The sequence below is a fragment of the Ornithinimicrobium sufpigmenti genome (assembly GCF_004322775.1).
Taxonomy (GTDB): Bacteria; Actinomycetota; Actinomycetes; order Actinomycetales; family Dermatophilaceae; genus Ornithinicoccus; species Ornithinicoccus sufpigmenti.
Genome location: NZ_CP036403.1, coordinates 2,728,905 through 2,751,128, shown reverse-complemented (window position 1 = coordinate 2,751,128; position 22,224 = coordinate 2,728,905). Strand labels below are relative to the sequence as shown.

At 72.8% G+C, this 22,224-nt stretch carries 25 protein-coding genes and 2 tRNA genes; 20 read left to right on the top strand and 7 right to left on the bottom strand.

What is annotated here, in order from left to right:
* The first annotated feature begins 45 nt into the window (after window positions 1-45).
* Window positions 46-1,590 (top strand): HNH endonuclease, encoded by a 1,545-nt coding sequence (locus ESZ52_RS12615; protein ID WP_181009974.1) that lies wholly within the window; start codon window positions 46-48, stop codon window positions 1,588-1,590.
* An 86-nt stretch (window positions 1,591-1,676) separates the two neighbouring features.
* On the opposite strand, the gene ESZ52_RS12610 is transcribed toward ESZ52_RS12615, so the two are convergent.
* A complete protein-coding gene (locus ESZ52_RS12610) occupies window positions 1,677-2,987 on the bottom strand; it encodes a nicotinate phosphoribosyltransferase (protein WP_131105234.1) in 1,311 nt (436 codons plus the stop codon).
* Between the two features lie 49 nt (window positions 2,988-3,036).
* Between ESZ52_RS12610 and clpS the strand changes: the two genes are divergently transcribed.
* The 6 genes from clpS (at window position 3,037) to ESZ52_RS12580 (ending at window position 6,961) form a co-directional block, all read left to right on the top strand.
* Window positions 3,037-3,369, top strand: a complete 333-nt coding sequence (gene clpS / locus ESZ52_RS12605) for an ATP-dependent Clp protease adapter ClpS (RefSeq protein WP_131105233.1) — start codon at window positions 3,037-3,039, stop codon at window positions 3,367-3,369.
* Window positions 3,370-3,371: 2 nt separating this feature from the next.
* Complete coding sequence (locus tag ESZ52_RS12600) at window positions 3,372-3,956, top strand: DUF2017 family protein (protein WP_131105232.1); 585 nt, start codon at window positions 3,372-3,374, stop codon at window positions 3,954-3,956.
* A gap of 69 nt (window positions 3,957-4,025) precedes the next feature.
* The gene (gltX, locus tag ESZ52_RS12595; protein ID WP_131105231.1) at window positions 4,026-5,579 is read left to right on the top strand and encodes a glutamate--tRNA ligase; all 1,554 of its coding nucleotides are present in this window, start codon (window positions 4,026-4,028) and stop codon (window positions 5,577-5,579) included.
* A gap of 105 nt (window positions 5,580-5,684) precedes the next feature.
* Window positions 5,685-5,756: transfer RNA gene (locus tag ESZ52_RS12590), tRNA-Gln, on the top strand.
* An 82-nt stretch (window positions 5,757-5,838) separates the two neighbouring features.
* Window positions 5,839-5,911, top strand: a tRNA-Glu gene (locus tag ESZ52_RS12585).
* 222 nt (window positions 5,912-6,133) lie between these two features.
* Window positions 6,134-6,961 (top strand): HU family DNA-binding protein, encoded by an 828-nt coding sequence (locus ESZ52_RS12580; protein WP_131105230.1) that lies wholly within the window; start codon window positions 6,134-6,136, stop codon window positions 6,959-6,961.
* Window positions 6,962-6,994: 33 nt separating this feature from the next.
* On the opposite strand, the gene ESZ52_RS12575 is transcribed toward ESZ52_RS12580, so the two are convergent.
* Window positions 6,995-7,225: a hypothetical protein gene (locus ESZ52_RS12575; protein ID WP_131105229.1), complete on the bottom strand. Its 231-nt coding sequence runs from the start codon at window positions 7,223-7,225 to the stop codon at window positions 6,995-6,997.
* Window positions 7,226-7,234: 9 nt separating this feature from the next.
* Entirely contained in the window at window positions 7,235-8,020 is a 786-nt protein-coding gene (locus tag ESZ52_RS12570; protein ID WP_131105228.1) for a CofC family guanylyltransferase, read from the bottom strand.
* Window positions 8,021-8,135: 115 nt separating this feature from the next.
* On the opposite strand from ESZ52_RS12570, the gene ESZ52_RS12565 reads away from it, so the two are divergent.
* The 3 genes from ESZ52_RS12565 to ESZ52_RS12555 all read left to right on the top strand — a co-directional run bounded on the left by ESZ52_RS12565 (window position 8,136) and on the right by ESZ52_RS12555 (window position 11,072).
* Window positions 8,136-8,819 carry a lysophospholipid acyltransferase family protein gene (locus ESZ52_RS12565; protein ID WP_238160621.1) on the top strand — a complete coding sequence of 228 codons (684 nt, stop codon included), beginning with the start codon at window positions 8,136-8,138 and terminating at the stop codon, window positions 8,817-8,819.
* On the top strand, window positions 8,816-9,817 hold the full coding sequence (locus tag ESZ52_RS12560; RefSeq protein WP_131105226.1) for an NAD(P)H-dependent glycerol-3-phosphate dehydrogenase: 1,002 nt from the start codon (window positions 8,816-8,818) through the stop codon (window positions 9,815-9,817). The genes ESZ52_RS12565 and ESZ52_RS12560 overlap by 4 nt, the downstream gene beginning before the upstream one ends.
* Before the next feature lie 121 nt (window positions 9,818-9,938).
* Entirely contained in the window at window positions 9,939-11,072 is a 1,134-nt protein-coding gene (locus ESZ52_RS12555; protein ID WP_131105225.1) for a D-alanine--D-alanine ligase family protein, read from the top strand.
* 48 nt (window positions 11,073-11,120) lie between these two features.
* On the opposite strand, the gene ESZ52_RS12550 is transcribed toward ESZ52_RS12555, so the two are convergent.
* Both ESZ52_RS12550 and ESZ52_RS12545 read right to left on the bottom strand, forming a co-directional pair.
* Window positions 11,121-11,561: a DUF3515 family protein gene (locus ESZ52_RS12550; RefSeq protein WP_238154526.1), complete on the bottom strand. Its 441-nt coding sequence runs from the start codon at window positions 11,559-11,561 to the stop codon at window positions 11,121-11,123.
* 38 nt (window positions 11,562-11,599) lie between these two features.
* Window positions 11,600-11,833 (bottom strand): Lrp/AsnC family transcriptional regulator, encoded by a 234-nt coding sequence (locus ESZ52_RS12545; RefSeq protein WP_131105223.1) that lies wholly within the window; start codon window positions 11,831-11,833, stop codon window positions 11,600-11,602.
* Window positions 11,834-11,882: 49 nt separating this feature from the next.
* Here ESZ52_RS12545 and thiL point away from each other — a divergent pair, with 49 nt between their 5' ends.
* A complete protein-coding gene (gene thiL / locus ESZ52_RS12540; protein ID WP_238154527.1) occupies window positions 11,883-12,935 on the top strand; it encodes a thiamine-phosphate kinase in 1,053 nt (350 codons plus the stop codon).
* Between the two features lie 124 nt (window positions 12,936-13,059).
* Here the strand turns inward: thiL and rpmB are convergent, their stop codons facing one another.
* A complete protein-coding gene (gene rpmB, locus ESZ52_RS12535; RefSeq protein ID WP_084617151.1) occupies window positions 13,060-13,245 on the bottom strand; it encodes a 50S ribosomal protein L28 in 186 nt (61 codons plus the stop codon).
* 321 nt (window positions 13,246-13,566) lie between these two features.
* Between rpmB and ESZ52_RS12530 the strand changes: the two genes are divergently transcribed.
* The 9 genes from ESZ52_RS12530 (at window position 13,567) to mutM (ending at window position 21,980) form a co-directional block, all read left to right on the top strand.
* Entirely contained in the window at window positions 13,567-15,300 is a 1,734-nt protein-coding gene (locus ESZ52_RS12530; RefSeq protein WP_181009975.1) for a DAK2 domain-containing protein, read from the top strand.
* The gene (locus tag ESZ52_RS12525; RefSeq protein ID WP_131105221.1) at window positions 15,300-17,540 is read left to right on the top strand and encodes an ATP-dependent DNA helicase RecG; all 2,241 of its coding nucleotides are present in this window, start codon (window positions 15,300-15,302) and stop codon (window positions 17,538-17,540) included. Before ESZ52_RS12530 ends, ESZ52_RS12525 begins: the two co-directional genes overlap by 1 nt.
* A 7-nt stretch (window positions 17,541-17,547) precedes the next feature.
* Complete coding sequence (rsmD, locus tag ESZ52_RS12520; protein WP_131105220.1) at window positions 17,548-18,138, top strand: 16S rRNA (guanine(966)-N(2))-methyltransferase RsmD; 591 nt, start codon at window positions 17,548-17,550, stop codon at window positions 18,136-18,138.
* 58 nt (window positions 18,139-18,196) lie between these two features.
* On the top strand, window positions 18,197-18,745 hold the full coding sequence (locus tag ESZ52_RS12515) for a hemerythrin domain-containing protein (protein ID WP_131105219.1): 549 nt from the start codon (window positions 18,197-18,199) through the stop codon (window positions 18,743-18,745).
* Between the two features lie 28 nt (window positions 18,746-18,773).
* Complete coding sequence (gene coaD, locus ESZ52_RS12510) at window positions 18,774-19,271, top strand: pantetheine-phosphate adenylyltransferase (protein ID WP_131105218.1); 498 nt, start codon at window positions 18,774-18,776, stop codon at window positions 19,269-19,271.
* Between the two features lie 142 nt (window positions 19,272-19,413).
* A complete protein-coding gene (locus tag ESZ52_RS12505) occupies window positions 19,414-20,001 on the top strand; it encodes a YceD family protein (protein ID WP_181009976.1) in 588 nt (195 codons plus the stop codon).
* A 1-nt stretch (window position 20,002) separates the two neighbouring features.
* Window positions 20,003-20,197 carry a 50S ribosomal protein L32 gene (gene rpmF, locus ESZ52_RS12500; protein ID WP_131105217.1) on the top strand — a complete coding sequence of 65 codons (195 nt, stop codon included), beginning with the start codon at window positions 20,003-20,005 and terminating at the stop codon, window positions 20,195-20,197.
* A 17-nt stretch (window positions 20,198-20,214) separates the two neighbouring features.
* Complete coding sequence (gene rnc / locus ESZ52_RS12495; RefSeq protein WP_131105216.1) at window positions 20,215-20,946, top strand: ribonuclease III; 732 nt, start codon at window positions 20,215-20,217, stop codon at window positions 20,944-20,946.
* Between the two features lie 23 nt (window positions 20,947-20,969).
* Entirely contained in the window at window positions 20,970-21,980 is a 1,011-nt protein-coding gene (gene mutM / locus ESZ52_RS12490) for a bifunctional DNA-formamidopyrimidine glycosylase/DNA-(apurinic or apyrimidinic site) lyase (RefSeq protein ID WP_131105215.1), read from the top strand.
* Here the strand turns inward: mutM and ESZ52_RS12485 are convergent.
* Complete coding sequence (locus tag ESZ52_RS12485; protein WP_131105214.1) at window positions 21,872-22,201, bottom strand: hypothetical protein; 330 nt, start codon at window positions 22,199-22,201, stop codon at window positions 21,872-21,874. The two genes, mutM and ESZ52_RS12485, sit on opposite strands and share 109 nt — an antisense overlap.
* Window positions 22,202-22,224 lie beyond the last annotated feature (23 nt).

Sequence of the window (22,224 nt, the reverse complement as noted above, 5' to 3'; positions counted from 1 at the left end):
CTGGCTGCGACCTCATCCGGCGGCGGTCCTGACGATCTCGCGGCGATGATGGCAGACGTCCGGGAGTCCCTCCTCGGTTGTGTCGATGATCTAGGAGCTCTCTCCGACGAGCAGCGCCTGGAGGTCCTCCACCAGATCGAGCTGCTCGGCCGGGCGGCCACGGGAGTCGGCGCTCGCCTGCAGACGGACTTCCGCTCCTCCCAGATCCGGGCGCAGCTGGCTGATGGGGTGAGCCCGTCCCGTGCGGGGCTGGCCGTGGGGGACGACCTTGCCCTGGCCCGGCTCACCTCTCCCTACTGGGGTCGCCGCGAGCTGAGCAGCGCGCGGGCGTTGGTGGAGCAGATGCCACGCACCCTGGCCGCGCTGGAGCAAGGGACGGTCTCGCCCTACCAGGCCCGCCAGATCACCGAGCTCACCACCTGTCTGTCGCGGGAGGACCGTGACGAGGTCGACGTCCGGCTCGTCGACGTGCTGCCCGGCATCGCCGCGAGCGAGCTGGCGCGCACCGTCCGGGCCCTGGTGTACGAGATCGACCCCCAGGGGTTCGTCGCCCGGGCACGGAAGGCCGCGGCCGACCGCGGTGTCTCGCTGCGGGCCGCACCGGATGTGATGGGTATCCTCACCGCCCGGCTCCCCGCCCCAGCAGCGATCGCCGTCTTCCAGAGCCTGCGGGCGGCCGCGGAGGTCAAGAAGTCCAGCGGTGACCCGCGCACCCTCAACCAGCTGATGGCCGACGAGTTGTACGAGCGCCTCACCGGCCGCCTGGTCGTCGACGGGATCGATGTCGAGGTCGGTGTCGTCATCACCGACACCGCACTCTTCGCGGGCACCTCCGACCCGGCCGAGCTGCTCGGCTACGGACCGATCCCTGCCGAGCTGGCCTGTGAGCTGTTGCGCCCGGTGCCCGAGCCGCCCGGAGAGACCGAGGGCGCCCGGACCCGGATGGCCGACCAGCCGCCCAACCTCCGTTCCACGCTGGATCAGTCCGCAGCGGGCCCGGCCCAGCAAGCACGGACGGATGCCAAGGCCAGCGCGAACGGGTACCCCGGAGGTCACGTGCCTCCTGGCCACTGCCCGGACGGACCGCGATGTGTGTCCTTCTCCTGCACCCTCATTCATGGAGCCCCCGCACCCAGCCCGGTGACCAGCTCAGGCCCAGAGCTGCCCACCTCCTGGCACGGCTCACCACCGACCTCCGGCGGCCCGCCACCCGCCTCGGGCGGCTCAGCCGCCGCCTCGGGCGCGCGGGCGGCCACGGTCTGGATCCGTCGGCTGTTCACCGATCCGGCGACCGGGGTCCTGAGCCAGCGGGACCCTCGCCGGCGCGCCTTCACCGGTGCATTGCGGGCGTTCCTCGTCGCCCGGGACCGCACCTGTCGCAACGCGTGGTGCGGGGCGCCCGTCCGGCACATCGACCACGTCACGCGCCACGCCGACGGTGGGCCCACGGAAGAAGCCAACGGTCGAGGGCTCTGCGCCCGCTGCAACCTGGCCAGGGAGCACCCGCGACACTTCGCGCCGACACCGAGGACCTATCGACCACCACCACCCCTGCTGCCCATCTTTCCCCGTGCCCCGGCTGGGCCCTGAGCACTCGCTACTGCCCGACCGGCAGGTCACCTTCGACCAGGTACGCCCAGGCCGGGTCAGGCTTCGGCGCGTACGGCCCTCACTGCTCAGCTCCAGTCGTCCAGGTACCTGGTGGGGATGGCAGGGTCGCCGCCGGAGAGCCGCAGGGCGCCCAGGGGCAGCTCCGCACGCGCCTTGGCGTGGTGCTCCCGGGCGGTGTGGACGTCCGTGGCCGAGACCACCTCGCCGGCGCGCACGAGGGGGACCAGCAGCTCGCGGTCGTCACCGTCGGCGCCGTCCGCCCAGGGCCGCTCGTCGATCCCGACGATCTCGGCCTGTGCCACCCCGTGGGGGGAGCGCCGACGCAGGGCGAACTTGCGCCCACCCACCGAGGTCTTCTCCTTGCTGGCCTTCGCCACGCCCTCCATGCGCCCGTCCGTGCTCTCCCGGCTCACCAGCTTGTAGACCATCCCCGCTGCCGGGTGCCCGGACCCGGTGACCACCCTGGTGCCCACCCCGTAACGGTCGACGGGGGCGGCGGCCAGGGCGGCGATGGCGTACTCGTCCAGGTCGGAGGTGACGACGATCTGCGTGTCGTGTGCGCCGAGCGCGTCCAGCTGGGCCCGCACCTCGTGCGCCTGGCTGACCAGGTCGCCGGAGTCCAGACGGACACCGCCCAGCTCCGGTCCTGCCAGCTCCACCGCCAGCTGCACCGCCGTGGTCACGTCGTAGGTGTCGACCAGGAGCGTCGTGCTCAGACCCAGACTGGACAGCTGGTTGGCGAACGCCTCCCGCTCGTCGGAGTGCAGCAGGGTGTAGGAGTGGGCGGCGGTGCCGGCGGTCGGGATGCCATGGCGCCGGCCGGCCTCCAGGTTGGAGGTGGAGCCGAACCCGGCCAGGTAGGCCGCGCGTGCGGCCGCCACCGCCGACTCCTCGTGCGTGCGCCGGGAACCCATCTCGATGCAGGGGCGGTCACCGGCGGCGGCGGTCATCCGTGAGGCGGCGGAGGCCACCGCGGAGTCATGGTTCAGGATCGAGAGCACGAGGGTCTCCAGCAGGATCCCCTCGGCGAAGGTGGACTCCACGACCAGCACGGGGGAGCCCGGGAAGTAGACCTCACCCTCGGCATACCCCCAGATGTCGCCGGAGAAGCGGAAGTCCGCCAGCCAGTCCAGGGTGCGGCCGTCGACGACCGTCCGCTCGCGCAGGAAGGCGAGCTCGGCCTCGCCGAAGCGGAAGTCGCGCAGCGCCTCCAGCACCCGGCCGGTGCCGGCGACCACGCCGTACCGGCGACCGCCCGAGAGCCGACGGGCGAAGGTCTCGAAGACGCAGCGTCGGTCGGCGTGACCGCTGGCCAGGGCCGCCTGGAGCATCGTCAGCTCGTAGTGGTCGGTGAGAAGCGCGGTGCTCGTGGTCACCCGGTCAGCCTAGACGCGGCCCCCCGGGCACCCGTCCTAGAGTGGGAGGATGCCAGTCGACCCACCTCTCCCGCCGGACGCGCCCACCGGTCCGCAGACCAGCCCGCAGGAGGGTGGTCGGGTCGCGCTGCTGGACCGGCCAGAGACCGACCAGCCCTGGATCACCCTCGTCTGGAACGACCCGGTCAACCTCATGAGCTATGTCACCTGGGTCTTCCAGACCCACTTCGGCTACTCCCGCGCCAAGGCCGAGAAGCTGATGATGGACGTGCACACCGAGGGTCGGGCCGTGGTGTCGACGGGCACGCGCGAGAAGATGGAGGCCGACACCGAGGCGATGCACGGCTACGGCCTGTGGGCAACCTTCCAGCAGGACACCTGAGCATGGCCAGGGCGTTCAAGCGCAAGGGCTCGCGTCTGGTGGGGCAGTTCGACGCCGAGGAGATCGGCGTCCTCGTCCATGTGCTCGAGCTGACCCGCCGCTTCGTCGCGCCGGAGCGGCCCGACTCCGGCGACCCCTTTCTCGACCTCGTCGCGGGCCTGGGCGATGAGGCGGACCCGGAGGAGCCCTCCGACCCCGCCCTTGCGCGGCTGCTGCCCAGCGCCTCCCGCGACGACCCCGAGCAGGCCGCGGAGTTCCGCCGACTCACCGAGCACGGGCTACGGCAGCGCAAGGCCGCCACGCTCGCCACCGCCATCGCGGCCCTGGAGGAGGCCGCGCCGCCCGTCCTGGAGCTCGACCTGGACCAGGGGCGAGCCCTGGCCATCGCGCTGACCGACGCCCGCCTCATCCTGGGGGAGCGGCTGGGCCTGCGTACCGATGAGGACTCCGAGCGCTTGCACGACGAGCTCGAGGCGGCCCTGGCCGGCGACGTCGAGCTCGACCCCGCCATGGCCCAGAAGATGGCGTACTACGACTTCCTCAGCTGGGTGCAGGAGTCGGTGACCCTGGCGCTCATGTCGCGCTGACGCCATACCCGGGACGATCCTGGCCAGCCGCCGTCCCGCGGGCGCGCAGTCCCTAGACTGGCGCCCATCATGACGACTCACTCCGCCCCCGTGTCCGCCACCGAGCACGACGAGGTGACCGGCGCCGACGTCCGCGTCCGGTTCTGTCCCAGCCCCACCGGGACACCGCACGTCGGCCTGGCCCGCACCGCGCTGTTCAACTGGGCCTACGCGCGCCACCACGGCGGCACGCTGGTGTTCCGCATCGAGGACACCGACGCCGCCCGCGACTCGCAGGAGTCGATGGACCAGATCGTGGAGATGATGCGCTGGCTGGGCCTGGACCACGACGAGGGCCCGGACGTGGGGGGCCCCTACGGTCCCTACCGGCAGAGCGAGCGCTCGCAGATCTACACCGACGTGGCGCGTCAGCTGCTCGACGCGGGGCTGGCGTACGAGTCGTACTCGACGCCGCAGGAGGTCGAGGAGCGGCACCGCGCGGCTGGGCAGGACGTCAAGCTCGGCTACGACAACTACGACCGTGACCTGACCCAGGAACAGGTGGACGCCTTCCGGGCCGAGGGACGCGACCCCGTCCTGCGGCTGCGGATGCCCGATGAGGACATCACCTTCACCGACCTGGTCCGCGGGGAGGTCACCTTCCCGGCGGGCAGCATCCCCGACTTCGTGATCGTCCGCGGCAACGGGGCACCCCTCTACACGCTGGTCAACCCGGTGGATGACGCGATGATGCGGATCACCCACGTCATCCGCGGCGAAGACCTGCTTTCCTCGACCCCGCGGCAGATCGCGCTCTACCGGGCGCTGACCGAGATCGGTGTGGCAGAACGGGTTCCGACCTTCGCGCACCTGCCGCTGGTGCTGGGGGAGGGCAGCAAGAAGCTGTCCAAGCGCGACCCGCAGTCGGACCTGTTCCTGCACCGGGACCGGGGGTTCATCCGGGAGGGCATGGTCAACTACCTGGCCCTGCTCGGCTGGGCGATCGGCCCCGACCGGGACATCTTCGAGCCCCACCACCTCGTCGAGGCCTTCGACGTGCGCGACGTCAACCCCAACCCCGCCCGGTGGGACCAGAAGAAGGCCGAGTCCATCAACGCCGACCACATCAGGCGGCTCCCTCTGCCGGAGTTCACCTCTCGCCTGCTGCCGGTGCTGCGGCAGGCCGGCGTGCTCGGCCCCCAGTCGGACATGGGGGAGCTGGCCCGGCTGGAGCAGGTGGCCGACCTGATCCAGACCCGGATCCAGGTGCTCTCCGAGGCGGTGCCGCTCGTGGCCCCGTTCTATGCGGGTGCCGAGGAGCTGGAGATCGCCGACGATGCCCGCTCCCAGCTCAAGGAGGACGCGTCTGCCGTGCTCGACGCCGCGATCGCCACGCTGGAGGGCATCCCGGGCGGCCGGCCACAGCCGCTGGGCGGCGGCGTGGACTGGACGACCGGACGCATCGAGGCGGCCCTGCGCGAGGCGCTGATCGAGGGGCTGGGTCTCAAGCCCCGCTTCGCCTTCGGGCCGCTGCGCACTGCCGTCTCGGGGCAGCGCATCAGCCCCCCGCTCTTCGAGTCGATGGAGATCCTGGGGAAGGAGGAGACGCTGGCCCGCCTGCGTCGGCTCCGCACGCAGCTCTGAGGCCCTCGACCCGGCGCCGCCCGACCGCGGATTTGGGTCGGGCGGGGCGGCAGGGTAAGGTTTCTCCTCGGTTCACCGGCCGGGAAACTGGCCGGTGATGACCCTTGGGGTATGGTGTAATTGGCAGCACGACTGATTCTGGTTCAGTTAGTCTAGGTTCGAGTCCTGGTACCCCAGCGCAGATCGCGCCAGAGCGCGATTTCGCCGGAAGGCCACCGTCAGGTAGGCTCTCCGCTCGGCGCAGAACGCGTCGGAACACGGCCCCGTTGTGTAGTGGCCTAGCACGCCGCCCTCTCAAGGCGGTAGCGCGGGTTCGAATCCCGTCGGGGCTACCCGTGTTCGAAGGCCCCCGTCGCACCAGCGACGGGGGCCTTCGTCATGTCTGGCTTCTGGGGGAGCAGACGTCCGGATCGTGGCAGGGAGTGCTGATGTGTGACTTGCCTTGTGACACATGGACATCGGGTCGCGGACCGGCGTAGGGTGACGTGACCAGCCGGTGGCGGGCGTCCGACCACGACACCCGTCAGCGCCGGCGCCGAGGGGAAAGGGCCGCAGTGAACAAGACGGAGCTGATCGAGGCGCTCGCACCCCGGTTGGGGGGCCGGGCCCAGGCGGCCGCCGCCGTGGAGGCAGTCGTGGACCTCGTCCTGAGGGAGGTCGCGGCGGGTCGGTCGGTGGGGATCACCGGCTTCGGCACTTTCGAGAAGGTCGACCGGGCACCGCGGACCGGGCGCAATCCACGCACGGGGGAGCCGGTGCCGATCGCCGGCACCAGCACGCCGCGCTTCCGACCCGGTGCGTACTTCAAGGATGTCGTCGCCGACCCCTCTGCGCTGCCGCCGCAGGGTCTGGCGGGGGCCCGGGTGGGCTCGGACGGCCGGCTCGAGCGCACGGGCGCACCCTCGTCGGTGCGACGGGCGGATGGTTCACCCGAGGCCAAGTCCGGGAAGGAAGGCACTCGGTCGAAGTCCGACCGGGTCAGCCGTCAGCAGGACGGAGCTCCGGGCGAGGGTGGGAACGGTCGTCGCGCGGACCGCATCAGTGGCACTCCGGAGTCGGTGCGCAAGGACAGCGACCCCGGGGAGCAGACAGGGTCAGACGCAGGCCGGTCCGACACTGCGCCCCCGGCGACCGGTCGGATCATGGCCGGTGGTGAGGAGATCACGCAGGGGATGATCTGGGCCAAGAAGGCCCAGCTGGCGCGCGTGCAGAACGACGAGCTGGCTGCCCGGCAGGTGAAGCAGGGCACGAAGGACACCAAGGCCAAGCACGACGGCAAGGTCAAGAAGGGCAAGAAGGGCAAGAAGGACGCCAAGGTTGGGAAGACGAGCAAGGCGGACGGCAAGGACACCAAGAAGAAGAAGTCGAAGAAGTCCAGCTGACGGGCTGACCGACTGACGGGCTGCGCGAGCGAGTCAGCGGATGGTCTCGCCGGGACCGATCCCGACGATCCACAGCCGCGTCAGCTCGGTGCCCGCCTGCTCCGGGTCACCGGAGACCTCGATCGACAGGCGCTGTCCCAGCCGCAGGTGACGTAGACCGCTGCCCTCGAAGACGCTGCCGGAGAAGGGCAGCACCCGGCCGGTGTCCAGCAGCACGCTGCCGCTGCCGCTCGGGGCGTCGAAGGTGTGCACGCTGCCCTGCATGTCTCCACCCTAACGGGGGTCGGGGTCCGCGGCGCCGGGCCACGCAGGTGGCACGGAGGGCCACGACGACCCGTCTGTGGCCGTCGCCCACCCGAGAGGCGCCAGGGTGCGGGCGGTATGCCGCCCCACACCCAGCTCCAGCGCGGTCGCCAGATCGGTCGCCGTGTCCACGTCGCGGCGCAGACCCGGCAGGTCCAGCTCCAGACGGGTCGCCCGCTGCTGGTGCCTGGCAGCGGAGCCGGCCCCGAAGGCAGGCTCCGGGGGCGTGGTGGTCGAGGTGAGGAGGACGGTCCCGGTGCCGTCGGCGTCCGGGACGATCGCCGCGGCATGGGCCGCGCAGGTCGCGAGCGCAGCCACCAGCTCGTGCGGCTGCAGCGCCGGCAGGTCTCCCAGCAGCACCGCCCACCCGGCAGCACGCTCCGTGGGCCTTGGCGACCGAACTGCTCCGCCTGCCTGGGTCGTCACCCTCGCTCGCGCTGTCTGCGCTGCCTGCGCCGCCCTCAGACCGGCGCGAATCGCGCCGTTCAGCCCGTGCCCGGGGTCGACGACCACGATCGTTCCCAGGTCCTGGGCGACCCGGGTGGCTGAGGCGTCCGAGGTGACCACGGTCACCTGCTCCGGAGGGAGGGCACGGCATACCTGCTCCAGGGTGTCCCGGGCGACCGCGCGCGCGAGGTCGGGCCGGGAGAGCGGATGGGGCGGCGCCAGGCGGCTCTTGGCGCGGGAGGCGTCCTGGACCGGGACGACGAGCGACCACCGCACGCCGCCGGGTTGGGCCTGAGGCGCACCGGTCATCACGGCATCCTCGCGGCCGGTGGGTCCGGATGCAAAGATGACGGGCGTGAAACCCCCGCCCAGCCAGCATCCCCTGCCGTGGTCGTACGGTCTCGTGATCCGCACCGTGCGGCCCATGCTGCAGGTCGCCACCCGGCGGAACTGGTCGGGGGGTGAGCACGTGCCGCGGCAGGGCGGGTTCATCGCCGCCGCCAACCACTACTCCGAGATCGACCCCCTTACGGTGGCGCACTTCCTGGTCGACCAGGGGCGTCCGCCGTTCTTCCTGGCCAAGTCCTCGCTGTTCAGCGTGCCCGTGCTCGGGTCGGCCCTGACGCATCTGAGGCAGGTGCCGGTGTACCGCGCGACGAGCAAGGCCGGCGACGCCCTGGTGGCGGCACGGACGGCGTTGGACGAGGGCCTGCCCATCGCGATCATGCCCGAGGGCACCCTGACGCGGGACCCGGACCTGTGGCCGATGAAGGCCCGTCCGGGGGTGGGGCGGCTGGCCCTGACCACCGGTGCTCCGGTCATCCCGATCGCCCAGTGGGGTGCGCAGGAGCTCCTCGGCAGGTATGCCCGCCGTCCCGGTAACGTCCTCAAGCGGCCCGTGCAGCATGTACAGGCCGGACCCCCCGTCGACCTCTCGGACCTGATGGACCGGCCGGACGACCCGCGAGCCCACCAGGAGGCGACCCGGCGGGTGATGGCGGCCATCACCGCCATGCTCGCCGACCTCCGCGGTGAGCAGCCGCCGGCCGAGCCCTACGACATGGCCCGGCACAAGGACCACCAGGACCAGCAGAAGGACCAGGCATGACCCGGGCCGCGATCTACGGGGCCGGAAGCTGGGGAACCGCCTTCGCCCAGGTCCTCGCGGACGCGGGCGCGGAAAGGGTGACGCTCTGGGCGCGCCGCGCCGAGGTGGCCGAGCACGTCCGCGACCACCATCGCAACCCCGACTACCTGCCGGAGGTCGAGCTGCCCCCGGCGGTCACGGCCACCACCGACCCCGCCGAGGCCGCCGACGGTGCCGACCTGGTGGTGCTGGCCGTCCCCTCCCAGAGCCTGCGGGACAACCTGGCGACCTGGTCCGACCTGCTCCCGCCCACAGGCCCCGTGGTGTCGCTGATGAAGGGGATCGAGCTGGGGACCGGGCTGCGGATGAGCCAGGTCATCGAGGGCGCGGGGGTGCAGACCTCGCGGGTCGTGGTGCTCTCCGGGCCCAACCTGTCCAAGGAGATCGCCGCCCGCCAGCCGGCCGCCAGCGTGGTCGCGGGGGCCGACCTGGCCGTCGCCGAGCAGGTGGCAGCCGCGGTCGCCACCCCCTACTTCCGTCCCTACACCCAGACCGACGTGGTCGGTGCAGAGATCGGGGGCGCGATCAAGAACGTCATCGCGCTGGCCGTCGGCATGGCCGAAGGGCTCGGCTACGGGGACAACACCAAGTCCAGCCTCATCACCCGCGGACTGGCCGAGACCGCCCGGCTGGGCAGCGAGCTGGGAGCCGACCCGCGAACGCTGATGGGTCTGGCCGGTGTCGGTGACCTCATCGCGACCTGCATGTCCCCCCTGTCGCGTAACCACCGGGTCGGCGTCGCGCTCGGCGAGGGGCGCACGGTGCAGGAGGTGCTCGCGGTGCCGCACCAGACGGCCGAGGGCGTGAAGTCGTGCCGGTCCGTGGTGGGTCTGGCCGCGCAGCACGGTGTCGACATGCCGATCTGCGCGGGGGTGACGGCCGTGGTCGACGGGCAGATCACCCCCGAGCAGCTGACCGGAGCGCTGATGTCCCGGGCCCGCAAGCACGAGGCCGGCTGACCCGCGAGCCCGGGGAGCGGCGGGGTGCCCGTCACGGGCCAGCACGACCGCCCGCGATCGAGGAGCGGGGCGTGCGCGTCATACCCGGTAGGCGGCACCCGGCCGACTAGGCTCGGGCGCGATGGACAGCCAGCCCACCCCCCAGGCCGACTCCCGCACCCGCATCGCGCTCGTCTTCGGCGGCCGCTCGGAGGAGCACTCGATCTCCTGCGCGACCGCGGCGAGCGTGCTGCGCGCGCTGGACCGGGAGCGGTATGACGTGCTGCCGGTCGGGATCACCCGCGCCGGTCGGTGGGTGCTGGTCACGGACGACCCCGCGCCGCTGGAGATCCGCGACGGCCGGTTGCCCGAGGTCCCGGACACCGGCCAGCTGGTCATCGTCCCTCTCGGCGGCGTCGACCACGACTGGCAGAGCGTCGACCACGACGGACGGGTCACCGACCTGGGGGAGGTCGACGTCGTCTTCCCGCTGCTGCACGGCCCGTTCGGCGAGGACGGCACGATCCAGGGGCTGCTGGAGCTGGCGGACCTGCGCTACGTCGGCTGCGGGGTGCTGTCGTCCGCGGCCATGATGGACAAGCACCTGATGAAGGTGGTCTTCGCCGAGGCCGGCCTGCCGGTCGGTCCCTACGCGGTCATCAGCGACGTGCAGTGGCGGCGCGACCGCGCGGCGGCCCTCGACGCGGCCGCCTCGCTGCAGTTCCCGGTCTTCGTCAAGCCCGCCCGCGCCGGATCCTCGGTCGGCGTCTACAAGGTCGACCGGCCCGAGGACCTGGAGGTGGCCATCGACAAGGCCCGCGACCACGACCCGAAGGTGCTCGTGGAGCAGGGCATCGTCGGCCGGGAGATCGAGTGCGGGGTCCTGCAGGGGCGGGGGACGGAGCCGCCACGGGTCAGTGAGTGCGGCGAGATCGCCGTGGTGGGCGGCCGTGAGTTCTACGACTTCGAGGCCAAGTACCTCGACGAGGACAGCGTCCGGATCACTGCTCCGGCGGAGCTGTCCCAGGACGTGCGGGACGAGGTCCGGCGGGTGGCTGCGGTCGCCTTCGAGGCCGGCGGCTGCGAGGGCCTGGCCCGGGTCGACTGCTTCGTCACCGAGGACGGGTCGGTCATCGTCAACGAGATCAACACCATGCCGGGGTTCACGCCCTTCTCCATGTACCCGCAGGCGTGGGCGGCCAGCGGGCTGACCTACCCGGCGCTCATCGACGAGCTCGTCGGGCTCGCGCTGGCGCGTCCCCTCGGCCTGCGCTGACCCGCAGGACCGCCGCTGCCACGCCGCTCCCCGCCGCAGGGCGACCGGTCAGTCACCGACCGCCGTGCAGCGGCCGAGGGTCTGCGGGATCTGCTCGGCCGCGGTGCCGAAGACGGGCAGCAGGAGCGGCGCCGACTCGTAGGTGTCCGGCACGAGCACCTCGATGGCCGGGTCGCGGCCGTAGGTGGTGAACATGGCCCCGTCGTCCAGCTCGGTGAGGATCCAGTCCACCCCGTTGACGTCCAGGCACTGCTCGGTGGTCGGGCCGGGCGGCTGCTTGCCGCAGCGGGCCACGATCGGGGGGTCGCCCCACGCGGCGACCCCGCGGGTCTGGACGGCGGTCACCCGTGGCTCGTGGGGCCCGACCGTGGTCGGCCAGTGGTCGGCGACGGCGAGGCAGGCGGGGGAGTCCGCCGCGTCGAACGGCACCGCCCGGACAGCCCCGTCGCCGCACGCGGAGACCAGCAGGGCAGCCGCGGCACCGAGCACCGCGAGGAGGGGTCCCCGTCGGGGTCGTGGCGTGCGCGTCAGAGGTCGACGACCGTGCATGTGGTGGTGCGGGTGATGCGGGGGATGGCCTGCACCTGCGAGATGACCTCCCGGCCGAGCTCGCTGACGGTGGGGGCCTCCACGACCGCGACCACGTCGTAGGGGCCCGCGACGCTGTCGGCGGACACGACGCCGGGGATCTCGTTGATGGCGGCGGTCACCTGCGCCGACGACCCGACCTCCGTCTGCACCAGGATGTAGGCCTTGATCACGGTGTACTCCCTCTCGTCGGGTGGTTTGGGGGGAGGTTACCGTGCTGCGGTGAGCCCGCACCGATCACCCGGCCCGTCCGGTATGCCGTCCGCCGGCCCGACCCTCGGCGAGGTCGGGGAGTCCGGCGTCCTGGAGCAGGTCCTCGCCGCCCTGCAGGGCACCCCCACCGCCGGGGTCCAGGTGGGGCCCGGAGATGACACCGCCCTGCTGGACGTGCGGCGCGGTGCGCTGCTGGCGACCACCGACACCATGGTCCGCGGCCCGGACTGGCGGGACGACTGGTCGGCCGGCTTCGACGTCGGGGTCAAGGCGGTCACCCAGAACCTTGCCGACCTGGCCGCCATGGGTGGGGTGGGTACCGGCGTGCTGGTCACCCTCGTCGCCGAGCAGTCCCTGCCCCTGGCCTGGGCGCGCGAGCTCACCGAAGGGCTCGCGTGGGGCTGCAGCCGGGCAGGGGTCCCGGTGCTCGGCGGTGACCTCAACGGGGCCGGGGACGGGGTCGTGATGGTCTCGATCACCGCCCTGGGGGAGCTGGCGGACGGCGTGGGCGGGCCGGTGCTGCGCTCCGGTGCCCGGCCGGGCGACGTGGTCGCCGTGTCGGGTCCCCTGGGCCGCTCGGCGGCCGGGCTCGAGCTGCTGCTCAGGCACGGGGCCGAGGCGGGCTCACAGGAGCCTGCGGGTCTCGTCGCCGAGCTGCTCGCCCACCACCTGCGACCACTCACCGACCTGAGGCAGGGGGCAGCGGCGGCCAGGTCGGGTGCCAGCGCGATGATCGACGTCTCTGACGGCCTGGTCAGGGATGGCGACCGTCTCGCCCGAGCCAGCGGCGTGGTGCTCGAGCTGGCAGAAGAGGCCGTGGCGGCGCTCGCCGACCGGCTCGCCCCCGCGGTGGGTAGCGCGGCGCAGGTATGCGTCCTGGGAGGGGGCGAGGAGCACGAGCTGCTGGCGTGCTTCCCGGACGGGCCGCCGGCCGGGTGGATCGCGCTGGGCCGGGTCACCGACGTGCCGACCGACGGGCCGACCGGTGCGGCGCCCGGCGTCACCCTCGGCGGCCGGCGCCTGGACCCTCGCACCGGCGGGTGGGACCACTTCGGCGGCTGAGTCGCCAGGTGGCGGAAGGCTGGGGGAGCACGGGGGAGGCTGAGCGCCCGCTTGGTCGTGGGACGACGAAGCCGGCGTCACCCTGGTGGGTGCCGCCGGCTCGAGGTGCCGCGAGGGGCTGGGGTCAGCGGGTGACCTTGCCGGCCTTGAGGCAGGAGGTGCACACGTTGAGGCGCTTGGGGGTCGCGCCGACCATGGCGCGCACGCGCTGGATGTTCGGGTTCCACCGACGCTTGGTGCGACGGTGCGAGTGAGAGATGCTGTGACCGAAGCTCGGTCCCTTGCCGCAGACGTCGCACGTGGCAGCCACGGTGTACTCCTACATGTCTGTGAGATGGATGGTCTTCCGCCGGGGTCGGGCACCGCACGAAGGCGTGCGCCGAGGGCCAGGCAACCGGTCCAGAGTACCGGACAGCGGGCACGCCCCCCAAATCTCGTCCCTCACCTCGTCGCCGGCCCATGCGAGCCCACACCCACCGGGCAGGCCGTCCCGCCGTCGACCCAGCCACACCCATGCCATTCCCGCGCCGGGCCGTTCATCCGTCCCCCGCTGCAGCCCTCCAGTGCGGGCGTGGCCCGGGACTGTGGACGTCAGAGCCGCTCGCAGACCCCGGGACGTAAAGTCAGCCCTGTGCCCCGTCCCGTCCTCGACCTCGTCACCGCCCGTCGCTGGGCGATGACGGCGCGCCTGCTGCTGGGCGCGGCGCGGGAGCAGATCGACGCGCTCAACGTCTTCCCGGTGGCCGACGGTGACACGGGCACCAACATGTACCTGACCATCGACGGAGCGCTGGACTACGTCCGTGGCCAGTTCGAGATGGGCGCGGGGACCGACCGGCTCAAGGACGGTATGACGCTCATCTCCCGGGGGATGCTGCTGGCCGCGCGTGGCAACTCCGGGATCATCCTGTCCCAGCTGACCCGCGGCCTGGCCGAGGCCGTCGACCCGGATGTCGCGCACGCCGGTCCGGCCGACGTGGCCGCCGCCTTCGAGGCCGCTGCCCGCACCGCCTGGGACGCCCTGGCCTCCCCCGTGGAGGGCACCATCCTCAGCGTGGCCCGAGCGGCCGCACAAGGGGCCCGGGCTGCGGTCGAGCGCGGACGGCCCGTGGGAGGTGCTGGGCCGCTGGAGGTCGCCGACGTGGTCACCGAGGCCCTGACCGCTGCCCGAGCGGCGCTGGCGCGCACACCGGAGCAGCTGCCGGTGCTGGCCGCGTCCGGCGTCGTGGACGCCGGGGGCGCCGGGCTCGTCCTGACCATCGAGGCGCTGGAGTCGGTCCTGCGGGAACGGACCCCGGGGAGCAACCAGGAGCTTCCCGAGTGGTGGGGCGACAGGCCGGGCGATGGGGGGTTCGCCAGCCGCGGGCCCGAGGGTGGCCAGGAGTGCGCCACCGCTGGTGACCACCACGGGACTGACCCGGACGGGGCGGTGGAGGTGATGTACCTGTTGACCGGGAGCGACCCTGAGCGTGCCGCACGGCTGCGCACCAACCTGGCCCAGGTCGGCAGCTCGGTGGTCGTGGCCGGCGGTCCGGAAGAGTTTCGTGTGCACGTCCACCTGGACGATCCTGCGATCGCCGTGGAGGCAGGGAGCCTGGCCGGGTCCGTCACCGAGGTCGTGCTGACCTCCCTGCGGGACGGCCACGCCCACCCCGACGAGCTCCCGGACGAGTCGCCCGCCGGTCTTGCGGTCATCGCCTGCGCCCTGGGCGAGGGGGTGTGCGAGTTGTTCACCGGCTCGGGCGCCATCGTCGTCTCCGGTGGTCCCCGACGGCGAGCCTCTGCGGGACAGCTGCTGGCGGCCGTCCTGGCCAGCCGCGCCTCCCGGGTCGTCGTGCTGCCCAACGACGCGGACACGGCCATGGTGGCCCTGGCCGCCGCGGACGAGGCACGGACGCTTGGGGTCGAGGTCGACGTGGTGCCCACCCGGTCCCTCGTCGAGGGGATCGCCGCGGTGGCCGTGCTCGACCCGGAGGGGGAGCCCGACTTTGTCGTGGAGGGGATGCGCGAGGCCGCCGCCGCGGTCCGTACCGGCGCGTTGACCCGCGCCGAGCGCTCCGCCCAGACCCCGGTCGGACCCTGTGCCCAGGGCCAGTGGCTGGGCATCCTGGGCACCGAGCGCATCGTGGCGGTCGACGACGAGGTGCTGCCTGTGGCCCGCGCCCTGGTCGACCTGCTGTGGGGCCCGGACATCGAGGTGGTGACGGTCCTGCTCGGCGAAGCCGCGGACGACGGCGTCGAAGCGGCCGTGACGCGGGCCCTGCGGGACCGGACGGCGGCCCAGGAGGAGCGGGGGGACCAGGTCGAGGTGGTGACCCTCCGGGGTGACCAGCCCACCTACCCCGTGCTGCTCGGTGTCGAGTGATGGTCGAGCGGCACCCGGACGGCGAGGGTGACCCGCGCGACCGCCCGCTGAAGCAGCTGGTCGGGAAGACCGCGGACGTGCTGGGGCGCACCCGGGGACTGAGCACCGTGGGCGACCTGCTCGACTGGCTGCCCCGCAGGTACCTCGACCCGGCCCGACCTGAGGCCTTCGCCGACCTGCCGCACGGGGAGGACGTCGTCATCGTCGGGACGGTGCGCTCGGCCCGCACGCACCAGATGCGCAACCGGCGAGGGCGTCGGCTTGTCGTGGACGTCGAGGACGACACCGGCGCCACCATCCAGCTGACCTTCTTCAAGCCCTACGGCCACGAGGACCGGCTGCGTCCCGACGTGCGGGTGGTCTGCTCCGGACAGATCGGGGAGTACCGGGGAACCCTGCAGCTGACCCACCCGGACTACGCACCCATCCGCGCCGACGCGACCTCCGGCACGTGGTTGCTCGGCGGGCTGGTGCCCGTCTACACCGCGACCAAGGGCCTGTCGCCCATCGTGCACGGGGACAGCCTGGACATCGTCCTGCACGCACTCACCTGGCTGCCCGACCCCATACCGGCTCAGGTGCGGGCGCAGCTCGGGCTCCCCGACCTGCTGGAGGCCTACCACCTGGTGCACCGCCCCAGGACCGAGGCCGACCACCGCCGGGGCCGGTGGCGGCTGAAGTTTCAGGAGGCGTTCGTGGTGCAGGCGCAGCTGGCGCGGACGCGACGCTCGGCCGACGCCGTCCCCGCCACGCCCCGCGCGCCGCGTCCCGGGGGACTGGTGGACGCCCTACGGGACCGGCTGCCCTACACCCTCACCGCCGGCCAGGAGGAGGTGCTCGCCGACCTGCTCGCCGACCTCGACCGCGACAGCCCCATGCACCGGCTGCTGCAGGGGGAGGTCGGTTCCGGCAAGACGGTGCTGGCGCTCCTGGCCATGCTGACCGTCGTCGACTCCGGCGGGCAGGCGGCGCTGCTGGCCCCGACAGAGGTGCTCGCGGCCCAGCACCACCGCTCGATCGTGGACCTGCTGGGCCCGATCGCCGAGGGCGGGATGCTCGGCGGGATGGAGGGCGGCACCCGGGTCGCGCTCCTCACCGGCAGCCAGGGGGCCGCGGAACGCAAGGCCAACCTGCTGGCCGCTGCCTCCGGCGAGGCCGGCATCGTCGTCGGGACGCATGCCCTCATCCAGGACAAGGTCTCCTTCGCCGAGCTCGGCCTGGTCGTGGTCGACGAGCAGCACCGCTTCGGGGTCGAGCAGCGGGACGCGTTGCGGGCCAAGGCGGACGGTGCGGCGCCGCACGTGCTGGTGATGACCGCCACCCCGATCCCGCGGACCGTGGCGATGACTGTCTACGGCGACATGACCACCTCGACCCTGCGCGAGCTGCCGCGGGGGCGCCAGCCGATCAGCAGCCACGTGGTACCGGGCGACCGGCCGGCCTGGGTGGAACGGACCTGGAGGCGGGTCGCCGAGGAGGTCGAGGCGGGCGGCCAGGTGTATGTCGTCTGCCCCCGGATCGGGGAGCCCGAGGACCCGGACCTGCCGTTCGCCCACGACCTGGGCCCGGGGGCACCGATCCCACCCACGGCGGACGGGTCGGCCGACGGCGCGGGCGCGGACGCCCGGCTGCACGGCGTGCACCAGGTGGCGCGGTCCCTGCGCTCGCTGGAGGTCACCCGCGAGCTGGTGATCGCCGAGCTGCACGGCCGGATGGTCGCCGAGGACAAGGACGGCATCATGCGCGCCTTCACCGAGGGAGGCATCGACGTGCTCGTCTCCACCACGGTTATCGAGGTCGGGGTGGACGTGCCCAACGCGACGATGATGATCGTGCTGGACGCCGACCGCTTCGGCATCTCCCAGCTGCACCAGCTGCGCGGCCGGGTGGGGCGGGGCGGCAAGCCCGGGCTGTGCCTGCTGGTCACCCAGGGCGAGGGGATCGACCCCGCCACGCTGGAGCGGCTGGAGGCGGTCGCCGCGACGACCGACGGCTTCGAGCTGGCCCGCCTGGACCTCGAGACGCGCCGGGAGGGCGATGTGCTCGGCGCCAGCCAGAGCGGCGGCCGCAGCGGGCTGCGTTTCCTCCGGCTCTCCCGCGACGAGGAGCTCATCGTCCAGGCGCACGACCTCGCCTGGGCCACCGTCGAGGCCGACCCCGAGCTGGAGCAGCACCCCGACCTGGCCACCGAGCTGCAGCGCCTGGACGAGGAACGCGCGGCCTTCCTGGAGCGCGGGTGAGCGCGCCATGACCCGCATCATCGCTGGGGTCGCAGGCGGGCGCACCATCCGCACCCCGCGCGGCCGGGACACCCGACCGACCACCGACCGCGTCCGCGAGGCACTCTTCTCCCGCGTCGAGGCGCTGCTGGACCTGGACGGCGCCCGGGTCCTCGACCTCTACGCCGGGTCGGGCGCGCTGGGGCTGGAGGCGCTGTCCCGGGGTGCTTCGGCCCTGCTGGCCGTCGAGCGGCACCGCCCCACCGCGCGCCTGGTGGAGCAGAACGCCGAGCTGCTCGGCCTCACCGGCCAGGTCCGGGTCCATCCCGGCGCTGTCGAGCCGCTCCTGGCCGCCGGACCGAGCAGTGACGCCTACGACCTCGTGCTGGCCGACCCGCCCTACCCGCTGGGGGAGGAGGAGCTGACCCGGACCCTGCAGGCCCTGGTCCGGCACGGGTGGCTGACGCCCGACGCGCTGGTCGTGGTCGAGCGCAGCAGGCGCACGCCGAGCCCGACCTGGCCACCGGGCCTGGCGCACCTCGACACCCGCACCTACGGCGAGGCCGCCCTGCATCTCGCCGAGGCGGTCGAGGAGGGCGGCCCGGCGGCACCTGCCTGACCGGGGATCTGACGACCTGGCCGAGCGACGGCCGAGCCGCGGTGGCAGGATCACCGTCGTGACTGCATACCCCATCCCCCGGCCCGTGTCCGGAGACGTCGTCGACCTCATCCTGGACGACCACCGGCTGTTCGAGACGCTGATGCGCGAGCTGCGCGACAGCACGGCCGACCGGGCCGCGGCACGGGCCGCGCTGGCCGCCGTGCTCGTCGCGCACGGTGAGGCCGAGGAGCAGCAGGTCTACCCGCGACTGCGCCGCAAGGATGCCATCGACACCGAGGAGGCCGAGCACGGCGAGGAGGAGCACGCCGAGATCAACGAGGCGTTGCTGGCCCTCCTGGAGTGCAAGGGCACCGACACCCAGAAGTTCGACGACGCCGTCGAGGCGCTGAACGAGGTCCTCCAGCACCACATCACCGAGGAGGAGCTGACCATCCTCAACCCCGCCCGTGAGGAGGTCTCCGACCAGGACCGCAAGGACCTGGGCGCGACCTTCCTGGAGATCCGCGGCAAGCACCTGGACGTCGGCGTGACCGTGGAGACGGTGCGGGCGCTGGTCGAGGAGGCCCACCGCGAGGGCGTGCTCCCCGCCGACGAGGAGGAGTGAGGGCGGCGAGGGTCGTTAGGGTGAACGCATGACGCCCACCCGCCGTTGCGTGTGCCCCGGCTCCTTCGACCCGGTGACCCTCGGACACCTGGACATCATCGCCCGCGCCGCCACCCTCTTCGACGAGGTCGTCGCCGCGGTCCTGCACAACCCGGCCAAGCGGGGGACCTTCGAGGTACCCCGGCGGGTGGCGATGGTGCAGGAGGCCCTGGGGGCACTGCCGGCCGAGCTGGCCGACCGGGTGCGGGTGGAGTCGTTCGGCGGGCAGTTGCTGGTCGACGTGTGCCGGGAGGTGGACGCCGGGGCCATCGTCAAGGGCCTGCGCGGCGGGACCGACTTCGCCTACGAGCTGCCGATGGCGCTGATGAACAAGCACCTCACCGGCGTGGAGACCGTCTTCCTGCCCGGCGACCCGTCGCTCGAGCACGTCTCGAGCTCGCTGGTCAAGGAGGTCCACCACTACGGCGGGGACGTCTCGGCCCTGGTGCCGCCGCAGGTCCTGGAGGCGCTCGACGAGCTCCGCTGAGCCTGGACGGCGGGATTTGAGCAGGAGCCCGCCGCTCCGGTAGTCTGGTGCGTCGGTTTGTGTTTCCCCTCCGGCGTCATCCGCGGACGAGGGTCGCACCGCCGCCACACCACACACGACCACGCTGGACGAGGACTTCATCATGGCTGCGCAGCAGACGGAGCAGGGCTGGGTGTTCGACACCCGCGACCTGGTCCGCCGGCCCGGCACCATGCGCGAGGTCTCCCGCCGCGTGGACGTGTCGGAGCCCCTGGGCACCGACGTCATCGCCGTTCCGGCCGGCCAGCAGGTCGCGCTGGAGCTGCGGATGGAGTCGGTCGTCGAGGGCGTGCTGGCGACGGGTTCGGCCCAGGCCACGGCGGTCGGAGAATGCGTGCGGTGCCTGGATCCCCTCGAGCAGCAGCTCGACGTGTCCTTCCAGGAGCTGTTCGCCTACCCGGAGCGTGCCGCCCACCACCAGAAGGTGGCCGGCCCGGACCGGGAGGACACGGACGAGGAGGAGCGCGAGCTCGTCGACGACCTGATGGATCTCGAGGAGACCATCAGGGACGCCGTCGTCACCTCGCTGCCCTTCCAGCCGGTGTGCCGGGACGACTGTCCGGGCCTGTGCGTCGAGTGTGGCGCCAGGCTCGCGGACGACCCGGAGCACCACCATGACGTGATCGACCCCCGGTGGGCGGCACTGGCCGATCTGGCCACGCCGTCCGACGACGACGAGAGAAGGATCTGACGTGGCCGTTCCCAAGCGGAAGATGTCCCGCAGCAACACCCGGCACCGCCGCTCGCAGTGGAAGGCCGCGCCCATCACGCTGTCGACCTGCCCCCAGTGCCAGGCCGTGCGCACCCCGCACCAGGCCTGCCCCTCCTGCGGTTCCTACAACGGCCGGCACTACGGCGCCGCCGAGCGCACCGAGCACCAGGGCTGAGCAGCCTTCGCTGACGTATGCGCCCCGTCGCCGAGCTCAACGACCGTCTGCGGACGATCGTGGGGCAACGCTGTGACGCGGCGCTGCTTCTGCGTGCCCTGACGCACCGCTCCTACTCCTACGAGAACGGCGGCCAGCCGCACAACGAACGCCTCGAGTTTCTCGGTGACTCCGTCCTGGGGGTCGTCGTCACCGACACGCTCTACCGGGAGAACCCGGACCTGCCCGAGGGGCAGCTGGCCAAGCTGCGCGCCGCCGTCGTCAACTCCAGGGCCCTCGCCGAGGTCGCCCAGGTCCTCGACCTGGGCGACTTCGTGCTGCTCGGCAAAGGGGAGGAGGCCACCGGCGGGCGCCGCAAGGCCTCGATCCTGGCCGACTGCGTCGAGGCCGTCATCGGCTGCGTCTACCTCTCGGCCGGCATGGGCGCCGCCGCCGACCTCGTGCACCACCTGCTCGACCCCCTCCTGCGCCGCAGCGCCAGCCTCGGCGCCGCGCTGGACTGGAAGACCTCGCTGCAGGAGGTCACCTCGGCGGGGGAGATGGGCCCGCCGGAGTACCGGGTCGAGCACGAGGGGCCCGACCACGACAAGACCTTCACCGCCCGGGTGTTCGTCGCCGGCGAGGTCGTCGGCAGCGGGACCGGCCGGTCGAAGAAGCGCGCCGAGCAGGAGGCCGCCGAGGCGGGCTGGCGCCTGCTGACCGCGCGGGCCGTCAAGGTCGTCGACGCCGAGCCCACCCCCCGTACCTGAGCCGGCCGTGTTTAGGTCGAGCCGTGCCTGAGCTGCCCGAGGTCGAGGTGGTCCGCCGCGGGGTGGCCGAGCACGTCGTGGGACGCACCATCACCCGTGCCCTGCTCACCGGGGAGCGGGTCGCGCGCCGCCACGAGGCCGGGCCCGCCGACCTGATGGCACGGGTCGAGGGGGCCACCGTCCTCGCGGCCGACCGACGCGGCAAGTACCTCTGGCTCGTCCTGGACCCGCCGGACGACGACCCGCACGCCCTCGTCGTCCACCTCGGGATGAGCGGGCAGCTCCTCGTGCAGGCGCCGGACGTCCCCCGCGAGAAGCACCTGCACGCCAGCTTCGACTTCGCCGACGACGGGCCGCAGCTGCGCTTCGTGGACCAGCGGACCTTCGGCGGTCTGGCGCTCACCACCCTGCACGAGGACCGGTATGCCGTCCCGGTCGCACCGCGGGACGACCTGCAGGGCGACGCGGGGGCCCACGTGCACGGCATACCGGAGCCCGTGCTGCACATCGCCCCGGACCCGCTGGAGCCCGCCTTCGACGCGGCCGGGGTCGCGCGCCGGATGAAGGACAAGGACGTCGCGGTCAAGCGGCTCCTGCTGGACCAGACGGTGGTCAGCGGCATCGGCAACATCTATGCCGACGAGGCCCTGTGGCGGGCGCAGGTGCACGGTCTGCGCCCGGCCTCGGCACTCACTAAGCCCGCACTGGGCCGCCTGCTGGGCCATGCGGCCGACGTGATGACCGAGGCGCTGGGTCAGGGCGGGACCAGCTTCGACGCCCTCTACGTCAACGTCAACGGTGCCAGCGGATACTTCGACCGGTCGCTCGCGGTGTACGGGCAGGACGGGCTGCCCTGCCCCCGCTGCGGGTCGACGGTGCGCCGGGAGCAGTTCATGAACCGCTCCTCCCACTTCTGCCCGCGCTGTCAGGTGCGTCCGCGGGGGTCCTCGCCCTCCAGGTCCCCCCTGTCCTCGCGGCCGTCGAAGCCCCCCGAGCCCTCACCGTCCACGGCGTCCTCGACCCGGCGTCCCTGATCCTTGACCTGGGACTCGCGCTCGGCCGCGGCGTCCTCGAAACGCCTGCGCTGCAGGGCACCCGCGTCCCTGAAGAGGGTGATCGCGTGCGGGACCCGGTCCATCAGGTAGACCGGCGTCCAGCGGCGCAGCGGCTGTCGCTCGCCCAGCGGGGTGGCCAGGTGGCCGAGCAGCATCAGGGCCACCAGGGTCCCGAGCAGGAAGACGAGCAGCTGCGTCATGGCCCTAGCCTGCCTCACCCCGG